This is a genomic window from Brachybacterium tyrofermentans, assembly GCF_039526165.1.
In the GTDB taxonomy this organism is placed as follows: Bacteria; Actinomycetota; Actinomycetes; order Actinomycetales; family Dermabacteraceae; genus Brachybacterium; species Brachybacterium tyrofermentans.
Genome location: NZ_BAAAIR010000105.1, coordinates 15,430 through 35,946 on the forward strand (window position 1 = coordinate 15,430; position 20,517 = coordinate 35,946).

Annotated in this window: 19 protein-coding genes; 9 read left to right on the forward strand and 10 right to left on the reverse strand. The window is 69.9% G+C overall.

Annotation, left to right across the window (positions count from 1 at the left end; all coding sequences use genetic code 11):
- Positions 1-71 precede the first annotated feature (71 nt).
- Positions 72-551, forward strand: a complete 480-nt coding sequence (locus tag ABD093_RS19365) for a hypothetical protein (RefSeq protein WP_343926617.1) — start codon at positions 72-74, stop codon at positions 549-551.
- 209 nt (positions 552-760) lie between these two features.
- Positions 761-2,470 carry a ribonuclease J gene (locus ABD093_RS19370; protein ID WP_343926619.1) on the forward strand — a complete coding sequence of 570 codons (1,710 nt, stop codon included), beginning with the start codon at positions 761-763 and terminating at the stop codon, positions 2,468-2,470.
- A 63-nt stretch (positions 2,471-2,533) separates the two neighbouring features.
- Here the strand turns inward: ABD093_RS19370 and ABD093_RS19375 are convergent, their stop codons facing one another.
- The 3 genes from ABD093_RS19375 to ABD093_RS19385 form a co-directional block, all read right to left on the reverse strand.
- Positions 2,534-3,265 (reverse strand): MerR family transcriptional regulator, encoded by a 732-nt coding sequence (locus tag ABD093_RS19375; RefSeq protein WP_193119126.1) that lies wholly within the window; start codon positions 3,263-3,265, stop codon positions 2,534-2,536.
- Positions 3,266-3,296: 31 nt separating this feature from the next.
- Positions 3,297-3,932, reverse strand: coding sequence for a hypothetical protein (locus tag ABD093_RS19380; RefSeq protein WP_343926621.1), 636 nt, complete (start codon positions 3,930-3,932; stop codon positions 3,297-3,299).
- Positions 3,933-4,073: 141 nt separating this feature from the next.
- Entirely contained in the window at positions 4,074-4,928 is an 855-nt protein-coding gene (locus ABD093_RS19385) for a helix-turn-helix domain-containing protein (RefSeq protein ID WP_193119128.1), read from the reverse strand.
- Positions 4,929-4,983: 55 nt separating this feature from the next.
- On the opposite strand from ABD093_RS19385, the gene ABD093_RS19390 reads away from it, so the two are divergent.
- Positions 4,984-5,874, forward strand: a complete 891-nt coding sequence (locus ABD093_RS19390) for a phytanoyl-CoA dioxygenase family protein (protein ID WP_343926623.1) — start codon at positions 4,984-4,986, stop codon at positions 5,872-5,874.
- A gap of 24 nt (positions 5,875-5,898) precedes the next feature.
- On the opposite strand, the gene ABD093_RS19395 is transcribed toward ABD093_RS19390, so the two are convergent.
- The 4 genes from ABD093_RS19395 to uppS all read right to left on the reverse strand — a co-directional run bounded on the left by ABD093_RS19395 (position 5,899) and on the right by uppS (position 10,469).
- Positions 5,899-7,449, reverse strand: a complete 1,551-nt coding sequence (locus tag ABD093_RS19395) for an HNH endonuclease signature motif containing protein (RefSeq protein ID WP_343926625.1) — start codon at positions 7,447-7,449, stop codon at positions 5,899-5,901.
- A gap of 228 nt (positions 7,450-7,677) precedes the next feature.
- Positions 7,678-8,037 (reverse strand): P-loop NTPase family protein, encoded by a 360-nt coding sequence (locus ABD093_RS19400; protein WP_343926627.1) that lies wholly within the window; start codon positions 8,035-8,037, stop codon positions 7,678-7,680.
- 66 nt (positions 8,038-8,103) lie between these two features.
- Complete coding sequence (locus ABD093_RS19405; RefSeq protein ID WP_343926629.1) at positions 8,104-9,651, reverse strand: hypothetical protein; 1,548 nt, start codon at positions 9,649-9,651, stop codon at positions 8,104-8,106.
- An 83-nt stretch (positions 9,652-9,734) separates the two neighbouring features.
- Positions 9,735-10,469: a polyprenyl diphosphate synthase gene (gene uppS, locus ABD093_RS19410; protein ID WP_343926631.1), complete on the reverse strand. Its 735-nt coding sequence runs from the start codon at positions 10,467-10,469 to the stop codon at positions 9,735-9,737.
- Positions 10,470-10,570: 101 nt separating this feature from the next.
- Between uppS and ABD093_RS19415 the strand changes: the two genes are divergently transcribed.
- Both ABD093_RS19415 and ABD093_RS19420 read left to right on the forward strand, forming a co-directional pair.
- Entirely contained in the window at positions 10,571-11,089 is a 519-nt protein-coding gene (locus ABD093_RS19415; RefSeq protein ID WP_193119132.1) for a hypothetical protein, read from the forward strand.
- Entirely contained in the window at positions 11,086-11,787 is a 702-nt protein-coding gene (locus ABD093_RS19420; protein ID WP_193119133.1) for an HAD family hydrolase, read from the forward strand. Before ABD093_RS19415 ends, ABD093_RS19420 begins: the two co-directional genes overlap by 4 nt.
- 15 nt (positions 11,788-11,802) lie before the next feature.
- On the opposite strand, the gene ABD093_RS19425 is transcribed toward ABD093_RS19420, so the two are convergent.
- The gene (locus ABD093_RS19425; RefSeq protein ID WP_343926633.1) at positions 11,803-12,540 is read right to left on the reverse strand and encodes an HIT family protein; all 738 of its coding nucleotides are present in this window, start codon (positions 12,538-12,540) and stop codon (positions 11,803-11,805) included.
- A gap of 4 nt (positions 12,541-12,544) precedes the next feature.
- A complete protein-coding gene (locus tag ABD093_RS19430; RefSeq protein WP_319021695.1) occupies positions 12,545-13,063 on the reverse strand; it encodes a class I SAM-dependent methyltransferase in 519 nt (172 codons plus the stop codon).
- On the opposite strand from ABD093_RS19430, the gene ABD093_RS19435 reads away from it, so the two are divergent.
- A complete protein-coding gene (locus ABD093_RS19435) occupies positions 12,972-13,826 on the forward strand; it encodes an ABC transporter ATP-binding protein (protein WP_193119134.1) in 855 nt (284 codons plus the stop codon). The genes ABD093_RS19430 and ABD093_RS19435 overlap by 92 nt on opposite strands.
- 40 nt (positions 13,827-13,866) lie before the next feature.
- On the opposite strand, the gene ABD093_RS19440 is transcribed toward ABD093_RS19435, so the two are convergent.
- Positions 13,867-16,128, reverse strand: coding sequence for a glycosyl hydrolase family 95 catalytic domain-containing protein (locus ABD093_RS19440; RefSeq protein WP_343926636.1), 2,262 nt, complete (start codon positions 16,126-16,128; stop codon positions 13,867-13,869).
- Between the two features lie 283 nt (positions 16,129-16,411).
- Here ABD093_RS19440 and ABD093_RS19445 point away from each other — a divergent pair, with 283 nt between their 5' ends.
- The 3 genes from ABD093_RS19445 to ABD093_RS19455 are packed head-to-tail and all read left to right on the forward strand — an operon-like array spanning position 16,412 to position 19,700.
- Positions 16,412-17,566: a Gfo/Idh/MocA family protein gene (locus ABD093_RS19445; protein ID WP_193119137.1), complete on the forward strand. Its 1,155-nt coding sequence runs from the start codon at positions 16,412-16,414 to the stop codon at positions 17,564-17,566.
- Positions 17,567-17,568: 2 nt separating this feature from the next.
- Entirely contained in the window at positions 17,569-18,846 is a 1,278-nt protein-coding gene (locus tag ABD093_RS19450) for a DUF993 family protein (protein WP_343926638.1), read from the forward strand.
- A complete protein-coding gene (locus tag ABD093_RS19455) occupies positions 18,843-19,700 on the forward strand; it encodes a sugar phosphate isomerase/epimerase family protein (RefSeq protein ID WP_193119139.1) in 858 nt (285 codons plus the stop codon). The genes ABD093_RS19450 and ABD093_RS19455 overlap by 4 nt, the downstream gene beginning before the upstream one ends.
- The last annotated feature ends 817 nt before the right edge of the window (positions 19,701-20,517 follow it).

Genomic DNA, 20,517 nt, shown 5'->3' on the forward strand with positions numbered 1-20,517 from the left:
GCGTGCCTGGTTGGTCTCAGTGCCGGCCCACGGCTCCCGTCCGCCCCGTCGGCCGCAGGAGAATGCGGATCATGACTGGTGATGTCCGCGCCCCGGGTGGCTTCCGGGATGACCTGCTGTTCCGCGGCCTCGCGCTGCTCTGGGTGATCACCGGCGGCCTGGTCGCCGCGGTGACCGGTCCGCTGGGACTGGCGCACGGCTCCTGGTCCGCGGCCTTCCAGGTGCTCGTGGGCGGCGTGCTCCAGGCGGCGCTGGGGATCGCCCAGCACGCGCTGGCCTCGCGAGGCCCGTCGGCCCGCACCGTGGTGGCCGAGGCGCTCACCTGGAACCTGGGCTGCCTCGCCGTGATCTCGGGGACCCTGCTGACCGCGCCCCTGATCGTCGACGGCGGCGGAGTGCTGCTCGTGGTCGCGCTCGCCCTCATGATCCGCACCGTCGGCCGCGGCGGTCACGGCCCGGCCTGGGCGCTGTGGACCTATCGGGCCGTGCTGGTCGTGACCCTCGTGAGCATCCCGATCGGGCTGATCCTCGCGCACCTGCGCGCCGCCTGATTCGTGGTCTCCGGCGCGCGCCGGAGCCGTGCGCTGGAGCGTCAGCGGTGTCGGCCCGGCCATGGCGATTGTCTCCCCTTGCGGGATGTCGTCGGCCAGATGGCCCTCACTGCCGTACGGTAAATGCTGTGAACGCTGCTGCGAGCTCTGCGACGCGCGCGACACCCGACTCTTGAGACCCTGACCCTTCAACGAATCGAGATGCTTCTATGCCCTCCTCCGCAGCCCCGTCCGTAGCGTCTGCCCACCGCAAGCTCACCGCGCCCCCGCGCCTGCCCAAGAACGGCCTGCGCATCACGGCCCTGGGCGGCCTCGGCGAGGTCGGGCGCAACATGACCGTGTTCGAGTTCGGCGGCAAGCTGATCATCGTCGACTGCGGCGTGCTCTTCCCCGAGGAGCATCAGCCCGGCATCGACGTGATCCTGCCGGACTTCACGTCCATCCGTGACCGCCTCGACGACATCGAGGCCATCGTGCTCACCCACGGGCACGAGGACCACATCGGCGGCGTGCCGTACCTGCTCAAGGAGCGGGCCGACATCCCCATCATCGGTTCCGAGCTGACCCTGGCCTTCATCACGGCCAAGCTCAAGGAGCACCGCATCACCCCGAAGACCATCCAGGTCGAGGCGGGGGAGCACCGCAAGATGGGCGCGTTCGACCTCGAGTTCGTCGCGGTCAACCACTCCATCCCCGACGCCCTCGCGGTCGCGATCCGCACCAAGGCGGGCATGGTGCTGCACACCGGCGACTTCAAGATGGACCAGTTCCCGCTGGACGATCGCATCACCGACCTGCGCGCCTTCGCGCGCCTCGGCGAGGAGGGTGTGGACCTCTTCCTCACGGACTCCACGAACGCCGAGGTCCCCGGTTTCACGATGTCCGAGCGTGATCTGAACCCCGCGATCGATCAGGTGTTCACCACCTCGCCGCGACGGATCATCGTCTCCAGCTTCGCCAGCCACGTGCACCGCATCCAGCAGGTGCTCAACGCCGCTCACGCCAACGGCCGCAAGGTCGCCTTCGTGGGCCGCTCGATGGTGCGCAACATGGGCATCGCCCGCGACCTCGGCTACCTGACCATCCCCAAGGGTCTCGTGGTGGACTTCCGCAAGATCCAGTCGATGCCGGACCACAAGATCACGCTGATCTGCACCGGTTCGCAGGGTGAGCCGATGGCCGCGCTCGCGCGCATGGCCAACGGCGACCACCAGATCCGCGTCGGCGAGGGCGACACCGTGCTGATGGCCAGCTCGCTGATCCCCGGCAACGAGAACGCGATCTACGGGATCATCAACAAGCTCACCGATCTCGGCGCGAACATCGTCCACAAGGGCAATGCCAAGGTCCACGTCTCCGGCCACGCCAGCGCCGGCGAGCTCGTGTACTGCTACAACATCGTGCGCCCCAGCAACGTCATGCCGGTGCACGGCGAGTCCAAGCACATGCACGCCAACGCCGAGCTCGCTCGTCGCACCGGTGTCCCCGAGGACCGCATCGTCGTCGCGCAGGACGGGACGACGGTCGACCTGGTGGACGGCCGCGCGAAGATCTCCGGCAAGGTCGAGGCCGGGCTGGTCTACGTCGATGGTCAGACCATCGGCACCGCCACTGAGGACACCCTCGCCGAGCGTCGTCTGCTCAGCGGCGGCGGCGTCGTCACCGTCGTGGCGCTGATCGATCCCAAGACCAACCAGCCGACCGAGCCGCTCGAGTTCATCACCAAGGGCTTCGTGCACGACGACAAGACCTTCGAGGGCGCATCGGCCCAGGTCGACAAGGCGCTCAAGCGCGCCAAGGACGACAAGATCGATGACATCGGCCAGCTCGAGGAGATCATCGTGGAGGCCGTCAGCGGCTACCTGCGACGCACCTACCGTCGTGAGCCGGCCGTCATGGCGGTCGTGGTCGACGCCTGATCACCGGTATCTCGTAAGGCCCCTCCAGCCCGCCCCGCGGCGGCGCCGGAGGGGCCTTCGCCGTCAGGGGCGATCTGCCGGTGCGTCATCCTGGCGGATCTGGTCCAGGCGCTGCAGCACGCGCAGCTGCGCCGGGTTGTACAGCTCGACCACGGCGTGCGCCAGGATGAGCCCGGCGGCGGCCTCCCCGTGGGGCGAGCGTTCGGCGGCATCGACCAGCTCGGGGTGGTCGCGTCGCTGCCGTCGCGCTGCCGGTGCCATGCGTCGGGCGAGGTCGGCGACGTCGGCGTCGGTCGCGTCCGCGGGAAGACGGTCGAACTCCTCGTCGGTCGGATCCGGGTCGGACAGCGCCCGACGGAACGCCTCCAGAGTCGGCTCGTCGAAGACGGTCGCGTAGACCGCGAGCAGGGACTGCTGCCTCGGGGAGAACTCCTGGGCCATCTCCGCGAAGCCGGGCGGGGTCTGCGCCGGTACCTCGTGGGCGAGGAGCAGCGCCAGCTCCGCGCGCACCCGCGTCAGGCGTTCGATCGTCGTGCTCAGCTCCGCGTCGAGGGACCGCAGCTCGTCGAGGGAGGCCGCATCGTCGTGGTCCATCGCGGCGATCTGCGTGAGCGCGATCCCCAGTTCGCGGAGGCGACGGATCCGCAGCAGCCGCACCAGATGAGGGATCCCGTAGCGCTTGTAGCCGTTGCCGGACCGCTCGGGTTGGGGGAGCAGGCCGATGCGGTGGTAGTGCCGCACCGTGTTCACCGTGGTGTTCGCGATCGTGGCGAGCTGCTGCGTGCTCCACGCCATCTGATGATCCTTCCGGGTGCGGGGTGGCAGGTCAGCCCGTGACGAGGAGGGGCACGAAGTATCTGAGGGAGAAGGCCTCATAGATCGCGCCGACGACGAACAGCACGAGCGCGGGCAGTGCGAGACGGCCGATGAGCCGCAGTCCGCGAGCACATCCCTGGCGCCTCGTCGGGGCCTCGACGGTCGCCGGCCACAGCCACGACCTGCCCAGGAGATAGGCACCGAGCAGCAGGAGGATGTAGGCCTGGAACTCGATGAGCATGGTGAGGGAGTGCGGGATGAGGGTCATCGCGGTCACGTGGTCGACCGGTGCGAGGGTGATGCCGGACCGCAGGGCGAAGTAGGCGAAGACGACGATGCCGGAGAAGGGCACGAGCAGGGAGGGCAGCAGGATCGAGGAGAGCGCGATCCGGCCGATGTTCACCGCGAAGATCACGGCCGCGAACAGCCACGGCCTGCTGATGATCGAGAGCACCAGGTCGGTGTCGCCGCTGGCGTCCATCGCTCCGATGGTCGCCGCTCTGAGGCCGGGGAACAGCAGGCCGAGCGCCATGCCGAGCAGGAGCAGCCCGTAGGCGAAGGCGTTGAGGAGCAGGTAGGGGCGGAGGTGCGTGCGGAGGAGCTGGAACGGGGCGAGCGGGGCGCGCACGGTGTGCAGGGGTGTCATGGGCGGGCTCCGGGTTCGAGGTGGGCCGTGCGTTCGCCACGGCGCGCCTCGATCAGAAACCATGTTCCCACCACAGGGTCAAGACTCTCTCGCTGATCACTCTCGTGCGTCCCCGCGCAGGCGAAGAGGGACTACGTGCGATCAGCGGTGCCGCGCGCGATGGGCCGACGGGCTCGCGCCCTGCAGAGCCCGGAAGCGGCGCGAGAAGTACAGCGCATCACGGAACCCCACGCGCCGGGCCACCTCCGAGATCGGCTCTCCCGTCATCTCCAGCAGCCGGGCGGCGAGCTCCATCCGCTGCGCCTCGATGTACCGCGAGATCGGCGTGCCCACCTGCGCGGTGAACAGGTGCGAGAGACGGGAGGGGGAGAGGTGGGCGACGTCCGCGAGGCGCGCGATATCGAGATCCTCGGTGAGGTGCGCATCGAGGTGCTCGAGCACCCTCAGCACGCGTTCGTCGAGCTGGCGCTGCCGCGGGTTCTGGGTGTCGTACCAGAGCAGGGCCGCCTCGATCGCGTTGAGGGCGAACAGCTCGGGGCGGCCGACGGCGAGGCGCGTGGCTCGGGCGGCCCCGCGCAGCTGCTGCTGCACGCGCGCGGACACCTCCGCGCCGAGACGGATGCGACCGATACCGGATGCGGACCCACCGGATACCGCCTCGGGCCAGTCCAGCAGGGCCAGCCAGGTCGCGGGCGGGTGGACGTGGCAGTACAGCAGGTGCCAGTGCCCGGCGGCAGGATCGGTGCCGTAGTCGTGCAGCGTGCCGGGATGCAGCAGCACGGCCTCGCCGGGCTCCGTGGCCAGCACGTGGGTCTCGGAGGTGCGCACGAGTCCGCCTCCGCCGACGGTGTGCAGCAGCAGCCAGTCCGCGGTGCCCCGGGTGCGGCGCACGTGATAGCCGGCGTCCTGGTGGAACTCGCCGGCCAGCACCCGTCCGGTCTCCGGGGGCGGCACCTCGACCGGCGCTACCTGACGACGCACAGCAGGATCGTCCATGTCCGTGACCTCCGATCACCTGGTCCGTGGTGGCCCAGGGAACCAGACTGACACCATGACCACTATTCAGGGAACCACTGCACAGGGACTCAGCCTGACCGCGGACACCGGGACGGCCGATGCGTCGGAACTCGTGATCCTCGATGCCGCCGTCGCGACGCCGCACCAGCTGGCGGCGGCGTACGAGGGCGGGGGAGCGGTGCATCTGCGCGGGGTGCTGAGCGCCGAGGAGATCGCCGAGCTCCGCGACACGTTCACCACCCACATCGAGACCGACGGCACCGGCGGCGCGTTCGACGAGACCGGCGAGGACGATCCGCTGCATGCCTACCCGCGGATGATCCAGCCGCACCGCGACGAGCATGCGCCGGGCGTGCTCGCGAGGCGCTGGCTGCTCGAGGAGCGCGTGATGGGTCGAGTCGTCGAGGCCGTCGGCCCCGTGTGGGCGGCGCAGTCGATGTTCTACTTCAAGCCCGCCGGGGCTCGCGGCCAGGCCATGCACCAGGACAACCTCTTCCTGCAGTCGCATCCCGAGACCTGCATCGCGGCCTGGATCGCGGTGGACGACTGCGACGCCGAGAACGGTGCGCTGGGCGTCGTCCCCGGCACGCACCGCTACGAGATCGTCTGCCCGGAGGAGGCCGATGCGACCGAGTCGTTCACCTCGATCACCGTGAGCATCCCCGACCACCTCCGCGTCGTGCAGACGGACATGAAGGCCGGCGACATGCTGATCTTCCACGGCAGCCTCGTGCACGGCTCGAAGCCCAACTCCAGCGCCGACCGCTTCCGGCGCTCGTTGATCTTCCACTACATCCCCGAGGGCAGTCGAGAGGTGGCGTCCATGTACCAGCCGCTCCTCGACGCGGAGGGCGATGAGGTGAGGATCGAGACCGCAGAGAACGGCGGCGAGTGCGGCGAGGGCTGGGTGGCTCGGAACCACTGAGGGCGCGCGGGCCTGCGCCGACCCTCAGAACGGAGGGTCGGGGTACGTCGCCGGATCCGTGTACGGGACCCTGACCGGCACGACATCGGCAAGTGGGATCGACGACCGGTCCGGTTCCGGCTCCGGTTCCGGAACCGGAACCGGTGCTGGGGCCGGTGACTCGGCGTCCTGGAGAAGCCCACGCCACCGGGCGTCATCCCATGCGAGCATCTCTTCGTAGACATCCCACGAATGCTGGAGGGCGGCGGCGATCTCCGGAGTGAGCAGGTCGCGGTTCTGCCGGGCGCTCAGGCGTTCGATCTCGCCGATATGCCATGTCGTGCTGCCATCCGGGCCGCGAACCGGATCGAGAAGCCCTCGCGTCTTCATCATGTGGTGTTTCCAGCACAATCGATGGAGATTCTCGATGGAGGTCTGGCCGCCCTTCTCTGGATTATCGTGATCGTATTCTTCGATATGATCGGATTCCCCGACGGTGCAGACATTTCTGGTGCACCCGGGAACGGCGCAGACCGGATCGAGCAGGCGGAGATGCTCCTGCATCGTGGTCGTCGGCGAATACCTCGTCGGTGGAAGAGGGAGGAAGGTGCCGTCGGACGGATCGGTGAGGATCCGGTACCAGGTGGGCTCGCCGGCCGCGAGATGGCGGGCCATCGGGGCGGGCAGCGGGATCGTGCCGTCGATCGTGCCGGGGGCGTCGGACTCGCCGAGCAGGGTCATGGCCGGGACGACGACCTGGAGTCGGAATCGGCTTCCGGGTACCTCGACGCCCGCGGTGTCGAGCATGGTGCGGGTGAGGATCGCGTATCGCAGGGCCGCAAGGGTCATGTGGTGGCCGTCGCGGGAGACGTCGCCGTCGATGTCGAACGGTGCGGGGCGGCCTTCGTCGACCGCATGGCGCTGGTCGTTCTGGACGGCGCGCGCGGCGGCGTCCAGACGGTGTGAGAGACCGACGATCTCGTGGACCGGCCCGGTGATGGCGAGGCGGGCGGTTCCGTCGTGATCGCGGTTGACCTCGAGCCCGACATTTCGCTGCTCAGCAGGGGTTTCGCGGACAGCGGCCGCGCCGAACCAGGCGATCAGCTTGCCCAGCTCCCGGGTGAATCGGTCGGAGGGGATGTTGGCGAGGTCCCAGGCAGAGACGCGGTCATCGACCTGCCGGCACTGGTCCGGGGTGAGGCGGCGGACGCGCCGGAGCATCAGCTCGAACCAGTGGGCCGGGAGGTCTCCGGCCTCGAGCCGGGCGAGGGTGTGCGGGAAGCCCGTGACCGCGGTGTAGGCGGCATGCAGCTGCGTGCTGGCCTGGTTGACGGTGATCCGCCGGGCGTCGGCGACGAGGATCGCGTACAGGTCGCCATCATCGCTGGACTCGTCCCAGAACATCGCCATCCTCCGGAGGTGCTCTGCGTAGGCGCGGGCTTCCGCCTGCTGGGCGGCGAACAGCTCCTGCGCCAGATGCGCCTCGAGGCACCCCGGCTCCATGAAGGAACGGGCGGCGAACTCCTCGGGATCCAGGGGCTTGCGGGCGCGGACCACGGGTTCAGGCGGCTCCGTGCCAGCGGGTGGCTGCGTCATGATCGTCATCGTGTCGACGCCCCTCCCCGGTCGTTCAGAATTCGACAATGAATGTTCTGCAACTCCTTCTATTCTAGAAGGTTCCGGCTCGCGGGTCCAGCGTTATCTCCGATGTGGATGAATTTGTGGATAACCACCCTGTGTGGAGGAAAGGTGTTCTCGGGGATTGCGGCGAGCGCGGACGGAGAATCTGCGGCAAGGGCTGCAACGGGTCACCGCCACGGGTCACTACCGCGGGTCCCAGCTCAGCACGGCGTCGACGAGCAGCTCGATGGACTGGGCGCTGTCCAGGTGCAGCACGGGGTGTGCCTGGCGGCTGAGCCATTGCTCGTGGCCTGCCCGACTGCGCCCGGTGAAGCTCGGGTCGTCGTAGCCCACCGCCCAGTCGCGGAACTCCGTCCAGGCGACCTGATCGATCTCCTGGCCTTCCCGGCGCACGGACTCGCGCGCCTCGAGTCGTCGCAGCCGCTCCTGCGGATCCAGGGTCAGGAACACGAAGGCATCGCACTGCGCGAGGACGCTCCCGCCCCATTCGAGCATCGACCCCGACAGCACCCAGGCCTCACGCGGCACGAAGAGCTCGTGCATCAGCGCAACCCGTTCCTCCGTCGGCCGGTATTGCGCGGGCGCTCGCCGCTGCTCAGGCCTGCGCGCTCACTGGTAGGACACGAACCACGGGCGCGGCTCGACCTCGTAGGTCTTCTCCGGCGTGAAGGTCGGGGTGTCCTCGTCGTAGAAGTTCTTCCAGGCCATGAACATCCCCTCGGGCAGGTCGTTCTGCAGCGCGTTCCAGGTCTCGAGCTTGGCATCGGGCGTGCCGTGGCCGTCCGCATGAACCGCCATCGCGAGCTCGGAATGGGAGGTGTCGACGTCCTGTCGATCGGAGATCATCGCGAGGCTGAACTGGTGGAGGATGAACGCCTTCTGCGGCAGATCGTTGTCGGCGGTGAGGTCGGCGAGCCACTGCGCGGTCTCGTTGACCTCGTCGGCCGAGACCGAACCGATCTGCGCGAGGTGCTTCTGTCCCGGCTTCAGCCGCCATTCCGCATCGAGCGCGAGGCCCACATGGGGCTCCTTGAGCAGGTCCTCGTAGAGCTTGGCCTGCGAGAGGAAGTCGCTGGTGCCGGGCTGCAGATCCAGCACGACGTACACCCCGGCCTCGCCGGCTGCGTCGACCCATTCACGGATCGTGTCGGGGTCGAGCTCGGTCGAGTAGTCGCCGTCGGCCCCGGGCTCGGAGGAGGCGAGGGTCGTGATGATCTCGAACGCCGGGACCACCGGCTCGTCGGTCAGGCTCGAGTAGTCGCCGGCGAGGCCCTTCACCCGGTCGATGGACTCCTCGAGGCCCTGTTCGCCGAGGATCCCGAGCGACGGGACACCGGGGGAGCCATAGGCGGCGATCATGCGCCGACCGGGGAAGACGCTCTGCCCGCCACCGGGCAGCTCGGGGGCCGTCGCCGCGGTGTGCAGGGCTGTGGCCCAGTCGTCGGCCGCGCCGAAGGAGGCGCCGAGGGCGAGGATCCCGGCCGACGGGTCGTCCCCGGCGGCGCTCTTCGTCGCGGCCACGCTGTCGCTGCTGAGGCTTGGGTCCCCTCCCGGCATCTCGGAGATCGTGCCGCCGGCCGCCTCCACTTCGGCACGGGCGACGGTCTGCGCGGGGCCCGTCCGATCGGGGTCGACGAACATCGAGAGGGCGGGGGCCTCGTCATCACTGGTGATCCCGGGAAGGTCGTCGGCATCGTCGGCGGATGGATCGATCTTCACCACGTCGAGGCCGTCGCCGAGGGCCGAGACATCGGTGCCCTCCGCAGTGACGACCGTGTCGGCACCGAGGCGTTCGATCTCGTCGGCGACGGCCTGATCGGTGCCGAGCAGCAACGGGAGACCGGAGGCGGCGCTGAGCGGGGCGAGGGCGTCGACGGTGTCCTCGGTGGCGACGATCGCGCCATCGGCCGAGGTGAACAGGGAGGCGCTCAGCGCGAGGGCGGTCTGCGAGGCGTCCTCGTCCGGTACCACCGTCGAGGTCGGTGCGGTGTCGACGACGTCCACCTGGAGATCGTCCTGCCAGAACGTGCAGGCGCCGAGGCTCGCGAGCAGGGCTGTCGCCGCCGTCACGGAGACCGTTCCTCGGAGGGCGATGGTCCGCCGGCTGCGCCGGGTGCGGGGGAGCTGATCCTCGAGCGCGTTCTGGTTCCGTGTCACCGTCCCAGACTGCCGTGCGGAGGCCCCATCGGGCGAATGACGTGGCCGTGCCGGACATGTTGGTCCGGGCGGGCGACTCGACGTCATGTGTTAGCCGAGATCACGGCGTCATAGTGCGCGAGGGCGGAATCCAGGTCGTGCTCGGAGAAGTCCGGCCAGGAACAGCTGGCGACATGGAGCTCTGCCGAGGTGCTCTGCCACGGAAAGAAGCCGGATGCGCGATTGTCCCCTCCGGTGCGGATGATCAGATCGATCTCCTTGGCCGGCCCGCCGGGGAGGTGCTGGGAGATGAGGTCGACCGAGAGGGCGTCCACGTCGCCGACGGGGAGGTCGACGACCGCCCGACGAACCGCGCCGAGAATGTCGGCATGCGCGTCGTAGCAGATCGCGAGGGTCAGGTGCCGCGGGCGGTCCTGCGTCGTCTCGACCGCGTCCATCAAGGCCTCTCGCGTGCGCTTCGGCAGGAGATCGAGGTTGCCGCTGATGTGCAGGCGCCACTGCTCGGACGCGAGCACACGGGCCGGGATGACGTTCTCGATCAGGCGGAACAGGGCGCGGAGCTCGACGGGGCCGCGCCGACGAATGTTGACCGCGGAGAGCACGTACACACTGGCGTGCTCGATCCCTCGCGCGCTCAGCCAGGCGAGGACGTTCGAGAGATGCTCGGCGCCGGCCTGATGCCCGAGGCTCACGTCCGCGAGGCCGTGGCTCCTGGCCCAGCGGCGGTTCCCATCCATGATGAGTCCGACGTGCCGGGGACGGTGCGATCCCGGCGCCGGTGTGCTCGTCGCCGCGTCGGTGGCCTCGTCGATCCTCATGGCACGAAGGTACGTCCGCAGTCGGCCTCCATCGGTCCCGGGCTCGATGATCCACAGGGTCCTCACCGGACGCGCGGTGCGCAGGACGGGATACTGGCCCGATGACAGAACCTGATCTGCAGCTGGTCCTCGGTGGACTCTCCCGGGACGCGCTGCGGGAGGCGCTGGCGGGTGAAGGTGTCGCGCTGAACCCCTACGCCGAGATGCTGCTCCAGTACAGCGAGCTCGACGATCGCACGGAGCAGACGATCCGGGTCACTCGGCGCAGCGTCGCCGAGCTCGGACTGCCCGAGGGCGGCACGCTCCCGCAGATCCTGACCGCGGCCGCCGCTGCGGGACTTCGGCCGTGCCCGCTGCGGACCGGCCCCTTCCTGCGGCTCGCCCTGATGGGGCAGGAGCAGGCACCTGACGCTGTGCTCTCCGCGGGGCGCGCGCCCACCGGGGCGCTCCATGTCCTCTCCGTGCCGCTCAGCGAGGATCACGAGGTGCCCAAGGGCTTCTACCTGCGGGTCGTGGACGGGACGGTGTGGTTGCGCGGGTACCGCTGCGACGACGAGTACGTGATGCCCCCGGAGAGTCAGCTCGTGCTCCAGGTGCCGGAAGCGGGCGAGGGGTCATGAGCGCCCCACGGATCCAGGCGGTCATCGTCGACCTCGACGACACCCTGTTCGATCACCAGGAATCAGCACGACGTGGACTGTCGCGTCTGGTCGACGAGCTCGGCGGGACGCTGACGCCGCAGATCGCCGCCGCGTGGGAGAGCATGGCCGAGCAGCTCACAAACCACCTCCGCGCCGGCGACATCGGACGGGCTGAGTATCGGCGTCTGCGGATCCGGCATCTGCTCACGCGCATCGAACGACCGGTTGAGGCGGAAGCCGTCGACGACGCGCAGTACGATCGCCTCTATGCCCGGTTCCTCGAGGCCTACGAGGAGGAGTGGGTCGGTTTCGCCGACGCCGTGCCCACGCTGCGGGCGCTGCACGACCGGCGCCTTCCCGTCGCGATCCTCACCAACGGGCCCGAGGAGCGCCAGCAGCGCAAGGTCCGTGCGCTCGGCCTCGACCCGTGGGTGGAGGGCGTCTGGACCAGCGAGCGCCTCGGGGCGAGGAAGCCCGATCCGGCCACGTACCTGGCGGTGTGCACCGCGCTCGGTGCGGACCCCGGCACTGTCCTGCACATCGGCGACGACCTCGAGAACGACCTGCGCGGCGCGCTCGCCGCAGGACTTCCGGCCCTCCACCTGGACCGTCGGCGTCGCCTTCTCGCCGGGTCGGCGAGGATCGCCGGGCTGGACGAGGTGCTGGGCAGAGTCTGAGCCGCACGACGCAGCTCAGGCCGACGACGACAGGGACTCGAGGGCGGCGGCCAGATCCGCGCGCAGCCCGTCGTGCTCCGCGGAGAGGCGCAGGGCCGGGTCCGACCAGTTCTCGCGAGGGTGGAGCCAGACAGGCTGGGTCACGAGCTCGGCGGGCTCCCAGTCGTAGCGGGGCCAGATATGGGCGTGGAGGAACGCGTCCGTGTTCCCGAGGATCTCGAGGTTCACCCGACGGAACGCGGCATCGCGCGCGGCGCACACCTGCTCGACGGCCTCTCCGAGCAGGTCCATGCTCTCCAGGAACCGCGAGCGCTCGACGCGGGACAGGTCGGAGAGCCGGTCCACCCCGGGCCGATCCGTGATCAGCACGCAGTAGCCCGGGAGGAACTGGACGTCACCGATCACGGCGAAGCCACCCGGCAGACGCGACAGCACCGTCGGATTCTGCCCGGCCAGGGCGCTGGCCACCCGGTCCTCTCGCCAACTGGGCGACTCTTCAGCGTCTGGCTCCGGGGGCTGGCCGGACGGGTCCAGGCATTCCAGACTCCAGGAGATGTCGCCGTTCTGCACCAGGTCCGGACGGCCGACCGCCTCGGCGCAGTCCGACAGGCTGAGGCCCAGGTCGATGGCGACGAGATGGATCGACGGGGCGTCGCCGTGTCCTTGCGCGACCCGTCGCGCGAACTCCGTGCGCACGAGCTCGTGAGCGCGTTCGGTCGACTCGTGGTCTGCAGGGTCGCTCAGCAAGGGCATGCCTCTACGGTGCCATGGCCGACCGGCCGTGACCACCCTCAGCCCCGGTCTCAGAGCTCCGGCTCGAGCTGGACGTCCCACGCGACCACGGCGCTCTGGCCGGCTTTGGCGGCGTTCGCGGCGTCGGGCGCCCACGGGTGCAGCTCCCAGATGTTCGGCGGGCGCGGGTGAGCATCGCTTCGGAGCCGTCGATGCCCACCACATCGTGCCCACGCTCGACCAGCTGCTGCGTCACCGCGCCGGTCCCGCAGCCGGCATCGAGCACCGGCAGACGAAGGGCGGACGTCGTGCACGCGGCGGATGACCTGCGGGATCGAGGGCTCCTGTCCGTCTCGATCGGTGGTCGAACGCGCTCGGCGATCCGGCCGGGGCGGATCGTGGGCCGGACCGACGACGGCCAGCAGGCCCCCGCAGCACACGAAGGAATCCCTATGCCCTCCACCCCGAGTCCGGCCGTCCTGGACTTCACCGACGTCTCGTTCCGACGGGGCGACGCCGTGATCCTTCCCGGGGTGTCCTTCACCGTCCACCAGGGCGAGCACTGGGTGATGCTCGGCGCGAACGGCGCCGGCAAGAGCACGATCCTGGGCCTCGCTGGCGGGACCAGTCATCCCACGAGCGGCACGGTGGACGTGCTCGGCGAACGCGTGGGCCGGGTCGAGCTGCGCGCCCTGCGCGAGCGCATCGGCCATGTGAACCCGCGCCACCCGCTGCAGTCCGCCCTGCTCATCGAGGAGGTCATCCTCACCGGGCTCACCGGCAGCACCGAGATGATGATGCGCTGGGAGCCCACGGCCGCGGAGCGCGCCCGGGCGCGCGAGCTCATGGGGACCTTCGGTCTCGCGGCGAAGGCCGACGCTCGCTGGCCGACGCTCTCCCAGGGCGAGCGCGGGCGCACCCTCGTCGCACGGGCGCTGATGACCTCGCCCGAGCTGATGCTGCTGGACGAGCCGTCGACCGGGCTGGACGTGGCCGCCCGGGAACAGCTGCTGGAGACCCTCGAGCAGCTCCCGATCCACGATCCCGACCTCACGACGCTCCTGGTCACGCATCACCTCGAGGAGATCCCGCCGATCACGACCCACGCCCTGCTGCTGCGCGACGGAGAGGTCACGGCGGCCGGCCCGATCCACGAGGTCCTCACCTCGCAAGCCGTCTCGGAGACCTTCGATCACCCCATCCGCGTCAGCGTCGACGACGGTCGCTGGCAGGCCCGGACCGGCTCGCGGCGGGCTGCGTCGATGCCGGAGCTGGTCCCAGTGCCTGCGCGGGCCGGGGAGAAGTAGGGGCCGAAGGTCCCGGCCGAGGGGTGAGGCCCGGCTGCTGCTACCCGCGCAGAGCTGCGACCTCGACCCGTACGGCCCTCTGGTCGGTGAGCTCCACCTCGACGCTGTGCTCGCCGCATCGCACACGGTGCATGCCGACCGCACCCGGCCCGACCGCGCGCAGGCTCAGCGCGGTGAGGGTGCCGTTCTCCCAGGCCATATCCACCTCGATGCCGGGGCGGGCGCGCAGGCCCCGCACGGAGCCGGTGCTCAGGATCGGTGCCGGGGCCGGGAGCAGCTCGATCTCGCCGCGGTGGCTCTGCACGAGGCATTCCGCGATCGCGGCGACGATGCCGATGTTGCCGTCGATCTGGAACGGGGGATGGGCGGAGAACAGGTTCGGGTACAGGCCGCTGCGCTCGCCGTCCGCGGTCTCGGCGGGGCGCAGGAACAGCTGCAGGAGGTCCTGGACCTTGTCGGGGCGGTGCAGGCGTGCCCACAGGGACGTCTTCCAGGCGAGCGACCAGCCGGTGGCCTCATCGCCGCGGGCCTCCATCGAGCGGACCACCGCCTCGGACAGCTCCGGGGCGAGATGCTGCGCGCCGGGGTACTCGAAGCCCAGGTGGGAGACGTGACGGTGGGTCGGCTCGACCTCACCCACGCCGTCCAGGTGCCATTCCAGGATGCGGCCGTCGGTCCCGATGCGGGGCTCTGGGATCCGCTCGAGGGCGGCGGCCGCCCGGGCCGCCACGTCGTCGTCGGCGCGCCCCAGCAGCTGGGCCTTCGCGACGAGGGACTCGAGCACCTCGCGCAGCAGCCAGCGATCCATCCCGGAGCCCTCGGTGAGCGAGACGACCTCGCCGCCGGCGGTGATCCACTCGTTCTCGGGGGAGGTGGAGGGGAAGGTGACCAGGGTGCCGTGCGGCCCGTCGTGCAGCAGGTCCAGGGCGAAGGCGGCGGCCTCCCGGAGCGCGGGCAGGCGACGCTCGGCGATCACGGCGGGATCCTCGCCGCTGAACGAGGCGATCGAGTCGAGCTCCCGCTCGAGCCACAGCCCGCCCATCGGCCAGGTCGCCCACTTCGGGTCGCCCTCGACCGGATCGGTGTAGCCCCAGGGATCGGAGTTGTGGTGCACGGTCCAGCCGCTCGCCCCGTAGAGCCGTCGCGCGGTCTCGCGACCGGACTCCCGCAGCATCGCGACATAGCCCTCGAGGGCGCCGGCCGCGCCGGGGACGTGGGCGATGCCCGCCGCCCAGTGGTTCATCTCGAGGTTGATGTTCACGGTGTAGTTCGAGTTCCACGGTGCGAGCACCTTCTCGTTCCACAGGCCCTGCAGGTTCGCCGGCGGCAGCCCCGGCCTCGACGCGGAGGCCAGCAGGTGGCGGCCGAAGGCGAACATCGTGGACAGCAGCTCGGCCTCCGCGGTGCTGGAGGGATCGGCGCCGGTCAGTTCGAGGGCGACGTCCGCGAGGCCTGGCAGCGGAGCCTCCCGGTGGCGGCGTCGGAGCTCCTGCTCGCCGCGCGCGAGGGCGGACTCGGCCTGCTCCGTCGCCTCCGCGAGAACCTCGGCGAGGGGACGGTCCGGCTGCTGGCCGAGGCCCTGCCAGGTGGTGACGATCGCGCAGGCTACGAGCAGCCTCTCGTCGACCGCACGGGTGCGCACCACGACCGCGACGCGGCTCGCGCCCTCGGAATCCCAGGCCAGCTCGGCCATGTCGCCATGGCGCGTCGGCACGCCGTCCGACGGTGCTCGCAGCACCACGGTCAGGCCGTTCGCGTCGGCCGTGCGCTGCTCCTCGACCAGCGGCGAGGTCAGCTCGAGTGCGAAGCGGGTGCCCGGGGCGCAGGGGGCGGCGTGCACGAGGACCTCGTCGGCCGCGCTGACCAGCGTGAGGTGCTCGCCGTCGTCGGTGCGCACCACGTGCTCGCCGCGGGCGAGATCGAGGAGGCGCTCGGAGTCCTCGGTGGAGGAGCCAGCGGAGGGGGTCTCCGGCTCCAGCGTCACCACGAGCTCTCCGACCGGCTGATAGGCCTGCGACCAGGCGGCGCCGAGCCCCTCGAGCAGCATCTGCGCGTCGGCGACCTCGCCCGCCTCGAACAGCTCCCGGGCGCGCTCGCGGATCGGTGCGGCGTCCTCGGCGGAGGTGAGCCAGCGCTGCGTGGTGGTGGGGGTGCCGGACCACAGGGTGGAGTCGTTGAGGCTGAAGCGCGCCCGCCGGGGGTCGCCCCAGACCATCGCACCGATCCGACCATTGCCGAGGGGGAGTGCCTCGAGCCAGCGGGAGGCCGGGCGCGGGCGACGGATGGTCATGCTCGATGACATGGGGATTCCTCCGGGAGCTGGGGGTGCGGATGCGGCGTGAGCGACGGTCGGGCCAACGCTTTCCGCTGCCATTCATCCTAGGTGTGCGCCCGGGTGCTGTCGAGGGAGCGACAGGGCCGACAAGCGCTTGCCCGTCGGCCGCGTCCATGCTTGACTAGGGATGAGGCAAGCGGTTGCCCTTCGGGGAGGGGGTGACGGTCGAGGCGGATCGCCCGGCCCGCCGAGCAGCCGCCCGCGAGCACTCGCCCGGTACGGGGCGCCACAGGAAGCACAGGAGACAGTCATGGCAGAACGCAGGATCGGGATCATCGTCAACGGGGCCACCGGCCGCATGGGCTACCGCCAGCACCTGGTGCGCTCGCTCCTCGCCATCCAGGAGCAGGGCGGCGTGGAGCTGGCCGACGGCGATCGCCTGGTGCCCGACCTGCTGCTGGTGGGCCGCAACGAGGAGAAGCTGCGCGGGGTCGCGGAGAAGCACGGCCTGCTGAACTGGACCACCGACGTCGACGAGGCCCTCGCCAACGACGACTACGAGGTGTACTTCGACGCCCTGGTCACGAACCTGCGCGTCGAGAACCTCAAGAAGGCCATCGCCGCGGGCAAGGCGATATATACCGAGAAGCCGACCGCCGAGACCTTCGAGGACGCCCTCGAGCTGGCCCGCCTGGCCACGGAGCACGGCACCGTCAACGGCGTGGTCCACGACAAGCTCTACCTCCCGGGGCTGCTCAAGCTGCGCCGCCTCCTCGAGGGCGGTTTCTTCGGGGAGATCCTCTCGGTGCGCGGCGAGTTCGGCTACTGGGTCTACGAGGGTGACTGGCAGGCCGCCCAGCGCCCCTCCTGGAACTATCGCTCCGAGGATGGCGGCGGCATCGTCGCGGACATGTTCCCGCACTGGAACTACGTGATCGAGGAGCTCTTCGGGCGCATCGAGGACGTCTACGCGCAGACCGCCACCCATATCGGCACCCGCTGGGACGAGAAGGGGGAGGAGTACACCGCGACCGCCGACGACGCCGCCTACGGCATCTTCCGCCTCGACGGCGGCACCGTGGTGCAGATGAACTCCAGCTGGGACGTGCGCGTGCACCGCGACGAGCTGGTCGAGTTCCAGGTGGACGGCACGCACGGGTCCGCCGTCGTCGGCCTGCACAGCGCTCGCATCCAGCCGCGCGAGGCGACCCCGAAGCCGGTGTGGAACCCCGACGTCAAGGACGGACACGACTACTACGCCGACTGGATCGAGGTGCCGGACAACGAGCCGTTCGACAACGGCTTCAAAGTGCAGTGGGAGGACTTCCTGCGCCACTACGCAGAGGGCCGGGCCTATCCCTACGACTTCCTCTCGGGAGCCCGCGGCGTGCGCCTCGCCGAAGCGGGCCTGACCAGCGCCGCCGAGGGTCGCCGCGTCTCCCTCGATCCGCTGACGGAGGCCTGATCATGGCAGAGCCCCTGCAGCTCACCCTGCTGGGCGAGGACGGCACTCTGCGCCGGATCGCCCTGGACGAGGCGCCCGCCTTCGCACGGCCCACCTCGCCGCTGCGCTCCCGCGTGGTCTACGCCGCCGTGCACGTCGTCCCGGCCGCCCACGGCGACAACACCCCCGGCGCCCCGGCGGACATCGACTGGGACGCGACCCTCGCCTTCCGTCGCACCATGTGGTCCCGCGGCCTCGGGGTCGCCGACGCGATGGACACCGCCCAGCGCAACATGGGCCTGGACCCGGCCGCGACCCGCGAGCTGATCGCCCGTACGGCCGACGCCGCCCGCGAGGCGCTCGCCGACCCGGAGATCGCGGCCGTGTTCCCCGCCGGGGCGAGCGTGCGCGACCTCGTCGTCGCCGGGGTCTCCACCGATCAGCGCAGCGAGCACGAGCTGAGCCTCGACCAGATCGTCGAGGCGTACATCGAGCAGCTCCGCGCCACCGAGGCCACCGGGGCGGGCGCCGTGCTCATGGCCAGCCGCCACCTGGCCCGCGTCGCGACGAGCGCCGGCGAGTACGAGGAGGTCTACCGCCGGGTGCTGGAGGCCGCGACGGAGCCCGTCGTGCTGCACTGGCTCGGCACGGCCTTCGACCCGCAGCTCGAGGGCTACTTCGGGGACGCCGACACCACTGTCGCCGCGACGACCCTGCTGCGCATCATCGAGGCGGATCCGTCGCGGATCCGCGGCGTGAAGATGAGCCTGCTGGACGACGCCGCCGAGATCGCCGTGCGCGAGCAGCTCCCCGCCGGGGTGCGCATGCTCACCGGCGACGACTTCCACTTCTCCCACCTCATCGTGGGCGACGGCACCGGCACCACCGAGGTCGGCGGGGAGCAGGTCGCGGGGGAGTACTCCGACGCCTTGCTCGGGGCGTTCGCCGCCACCGCGCCCGCCGCGTCGGCCGCCGTGCAGGCGCTGGATGCCGGCGACCCGGAAAAGGCGCGCCGCATCCTCGACGCGTCCGAGGAGCTGGGACGGCACGTGTTCTCCGCCCCCACCTTCCACTACAAGACCGGGGTCGCCTTCCTGGCCTGGCTCAACGGCCACCAGAAGGCGTTCGCGATGGTCGGTGGGATGCACTCCGCCCGCAGCCTCCCGCACCTCTCGCGCACCATCGAGCTCGCCGCCACCACCGGCAACCTCGAGCAGCCGGCCCTGGCCGCCGAGCGCTGGCACGCGATGCTGCGCCTGGCCGGCTACGACATCCCGATCCTGGACGGAGCCACCGCATGAACACCCCGCACACCTCGCAGGCCACACCTCGGCTGTCGATCAACCGCTGGACCTGCCGCAGCACCCCGATCCAGGACTTCCTCGAGGCCACCGCCGCGCACGACCTCGAGGCCGTCGGCCTGTGGCGCCAGGACGTCGAGGAGGTGGGTCTGGATGCGTTGCGCCGCCGCGTCGACGACGCCGGCCTGCGGGTCAGCAGCCTGTGCCGCGGCGGGTTCCTCACCGCGGCCGACGAGACCGCCCGCGCCGCGTCCCTGGATGACAACCGTCGGGCGATCGACGAGGCCGCCGCGCTCGGCGCCCCCACGCTGGTGATGGTGGTCGGCGGGATCACGCCGGAGGACAAGGACATCGTCGCGGCCCGGGCGCGGGTCGCCGAGAGCATCGCGACCCTGGCCCCGTATGCCGAGCAAGCCGGCGTGACGCTCTCGCTCGAGCCGATGCACCCCATGTTCGCCGCCGACCGCGCCGTGCTCTCGACCCTCGACCAGGCCCTCGACATCGCCGAATCCACCGGCAGCGACGCCGTGGGCGTCATCGTGGACACGTATCACGTGTGGTGGGACCCGGCGCTCGAGGCGTCGATCGCCCGGGCGGGGGAGAGCGGCCGTCTCTTCAGCTACCAGGTGTGCGACTGGAACCTGCCGCTCGCCGCGAACCCGCTGTTCTCCCGCGGCTACATGGGTGACGGCTTCATCGACTTCCCCTCCATCACCCGCATGGTGAAGGCCGCCGGGTACACCGGCGACATCGAGGTCGAGATCTTCCACGAGGACGTGTGGGCCACCCCGGCGCATGAGGCGATCGGCATCGTGAAGGATCGCTACGAGGAGCTCGTGCTGCCCGAGGTGTGAGGGGTTCTTCGCCTGAACGGGCAGTCAGCAACGAGCCGGCAACGACGGACGGTCGATCATCGTGAGGTGACCGTCCGTCCGTCTCTGCGTGGGCGGGACCTCGTGCTCGCGGTCAGGTGCTTATGGTGCGCGGGGCTCATGCGTCGTGGTGCACAGTGCTGGAACGTTTCTCGGCGTCGGGGGAGGACATGTCCTTGCTTCCCGTCCGGTCAGCGTGCGGAGGAGCTGGGGTTGCAGCGCGCCTGTGCCACTTCACCACTGCGAGGATGAGGTATCCGAGCGTGAACGTCGCCATGAGCGCCCATAATCTCGGAGTTCCGAAAGTGGAGACCACGACCTCGGCAATTATTATGAGGGCGAGGGAAAGTAGAAGGTAGCCTAGAAGGTTGCGTATTTCATGAAACATTCAGACCAGCAACTTCTTGAGGTACTTGCCGACGTACGGGATCGCGGCGAATGCGAGTGCGCAGTAAGTTCCGTTGTTGTCGCACCACACCTTCAAGTCCACGGCCGTTCCCGGATTAAGGGAGTCGTCGTACGCTTTAAGTCTGAGCATGTTCACTTTAGAGATTCGCTTGCCGTCCAAGTATTCATAATATCAGCCGTAGCAATACTTCGGAGAATTATTTGTCCACATCATTAGACCGCTACTCCCCTCTTCGCAATAGGAGTAATACTGCCCGGTCGCCATTGGCGTAGGTGTCGACTCTAGATGCTGAGTGATGGCGAGATCGCGGTCGCGCTCTGTTGCGTCGGATGGGGCTAACTGTTGCGCTTTGATTCCCGATTCGCTGGTCACTTCTGTGATTGACGGCAG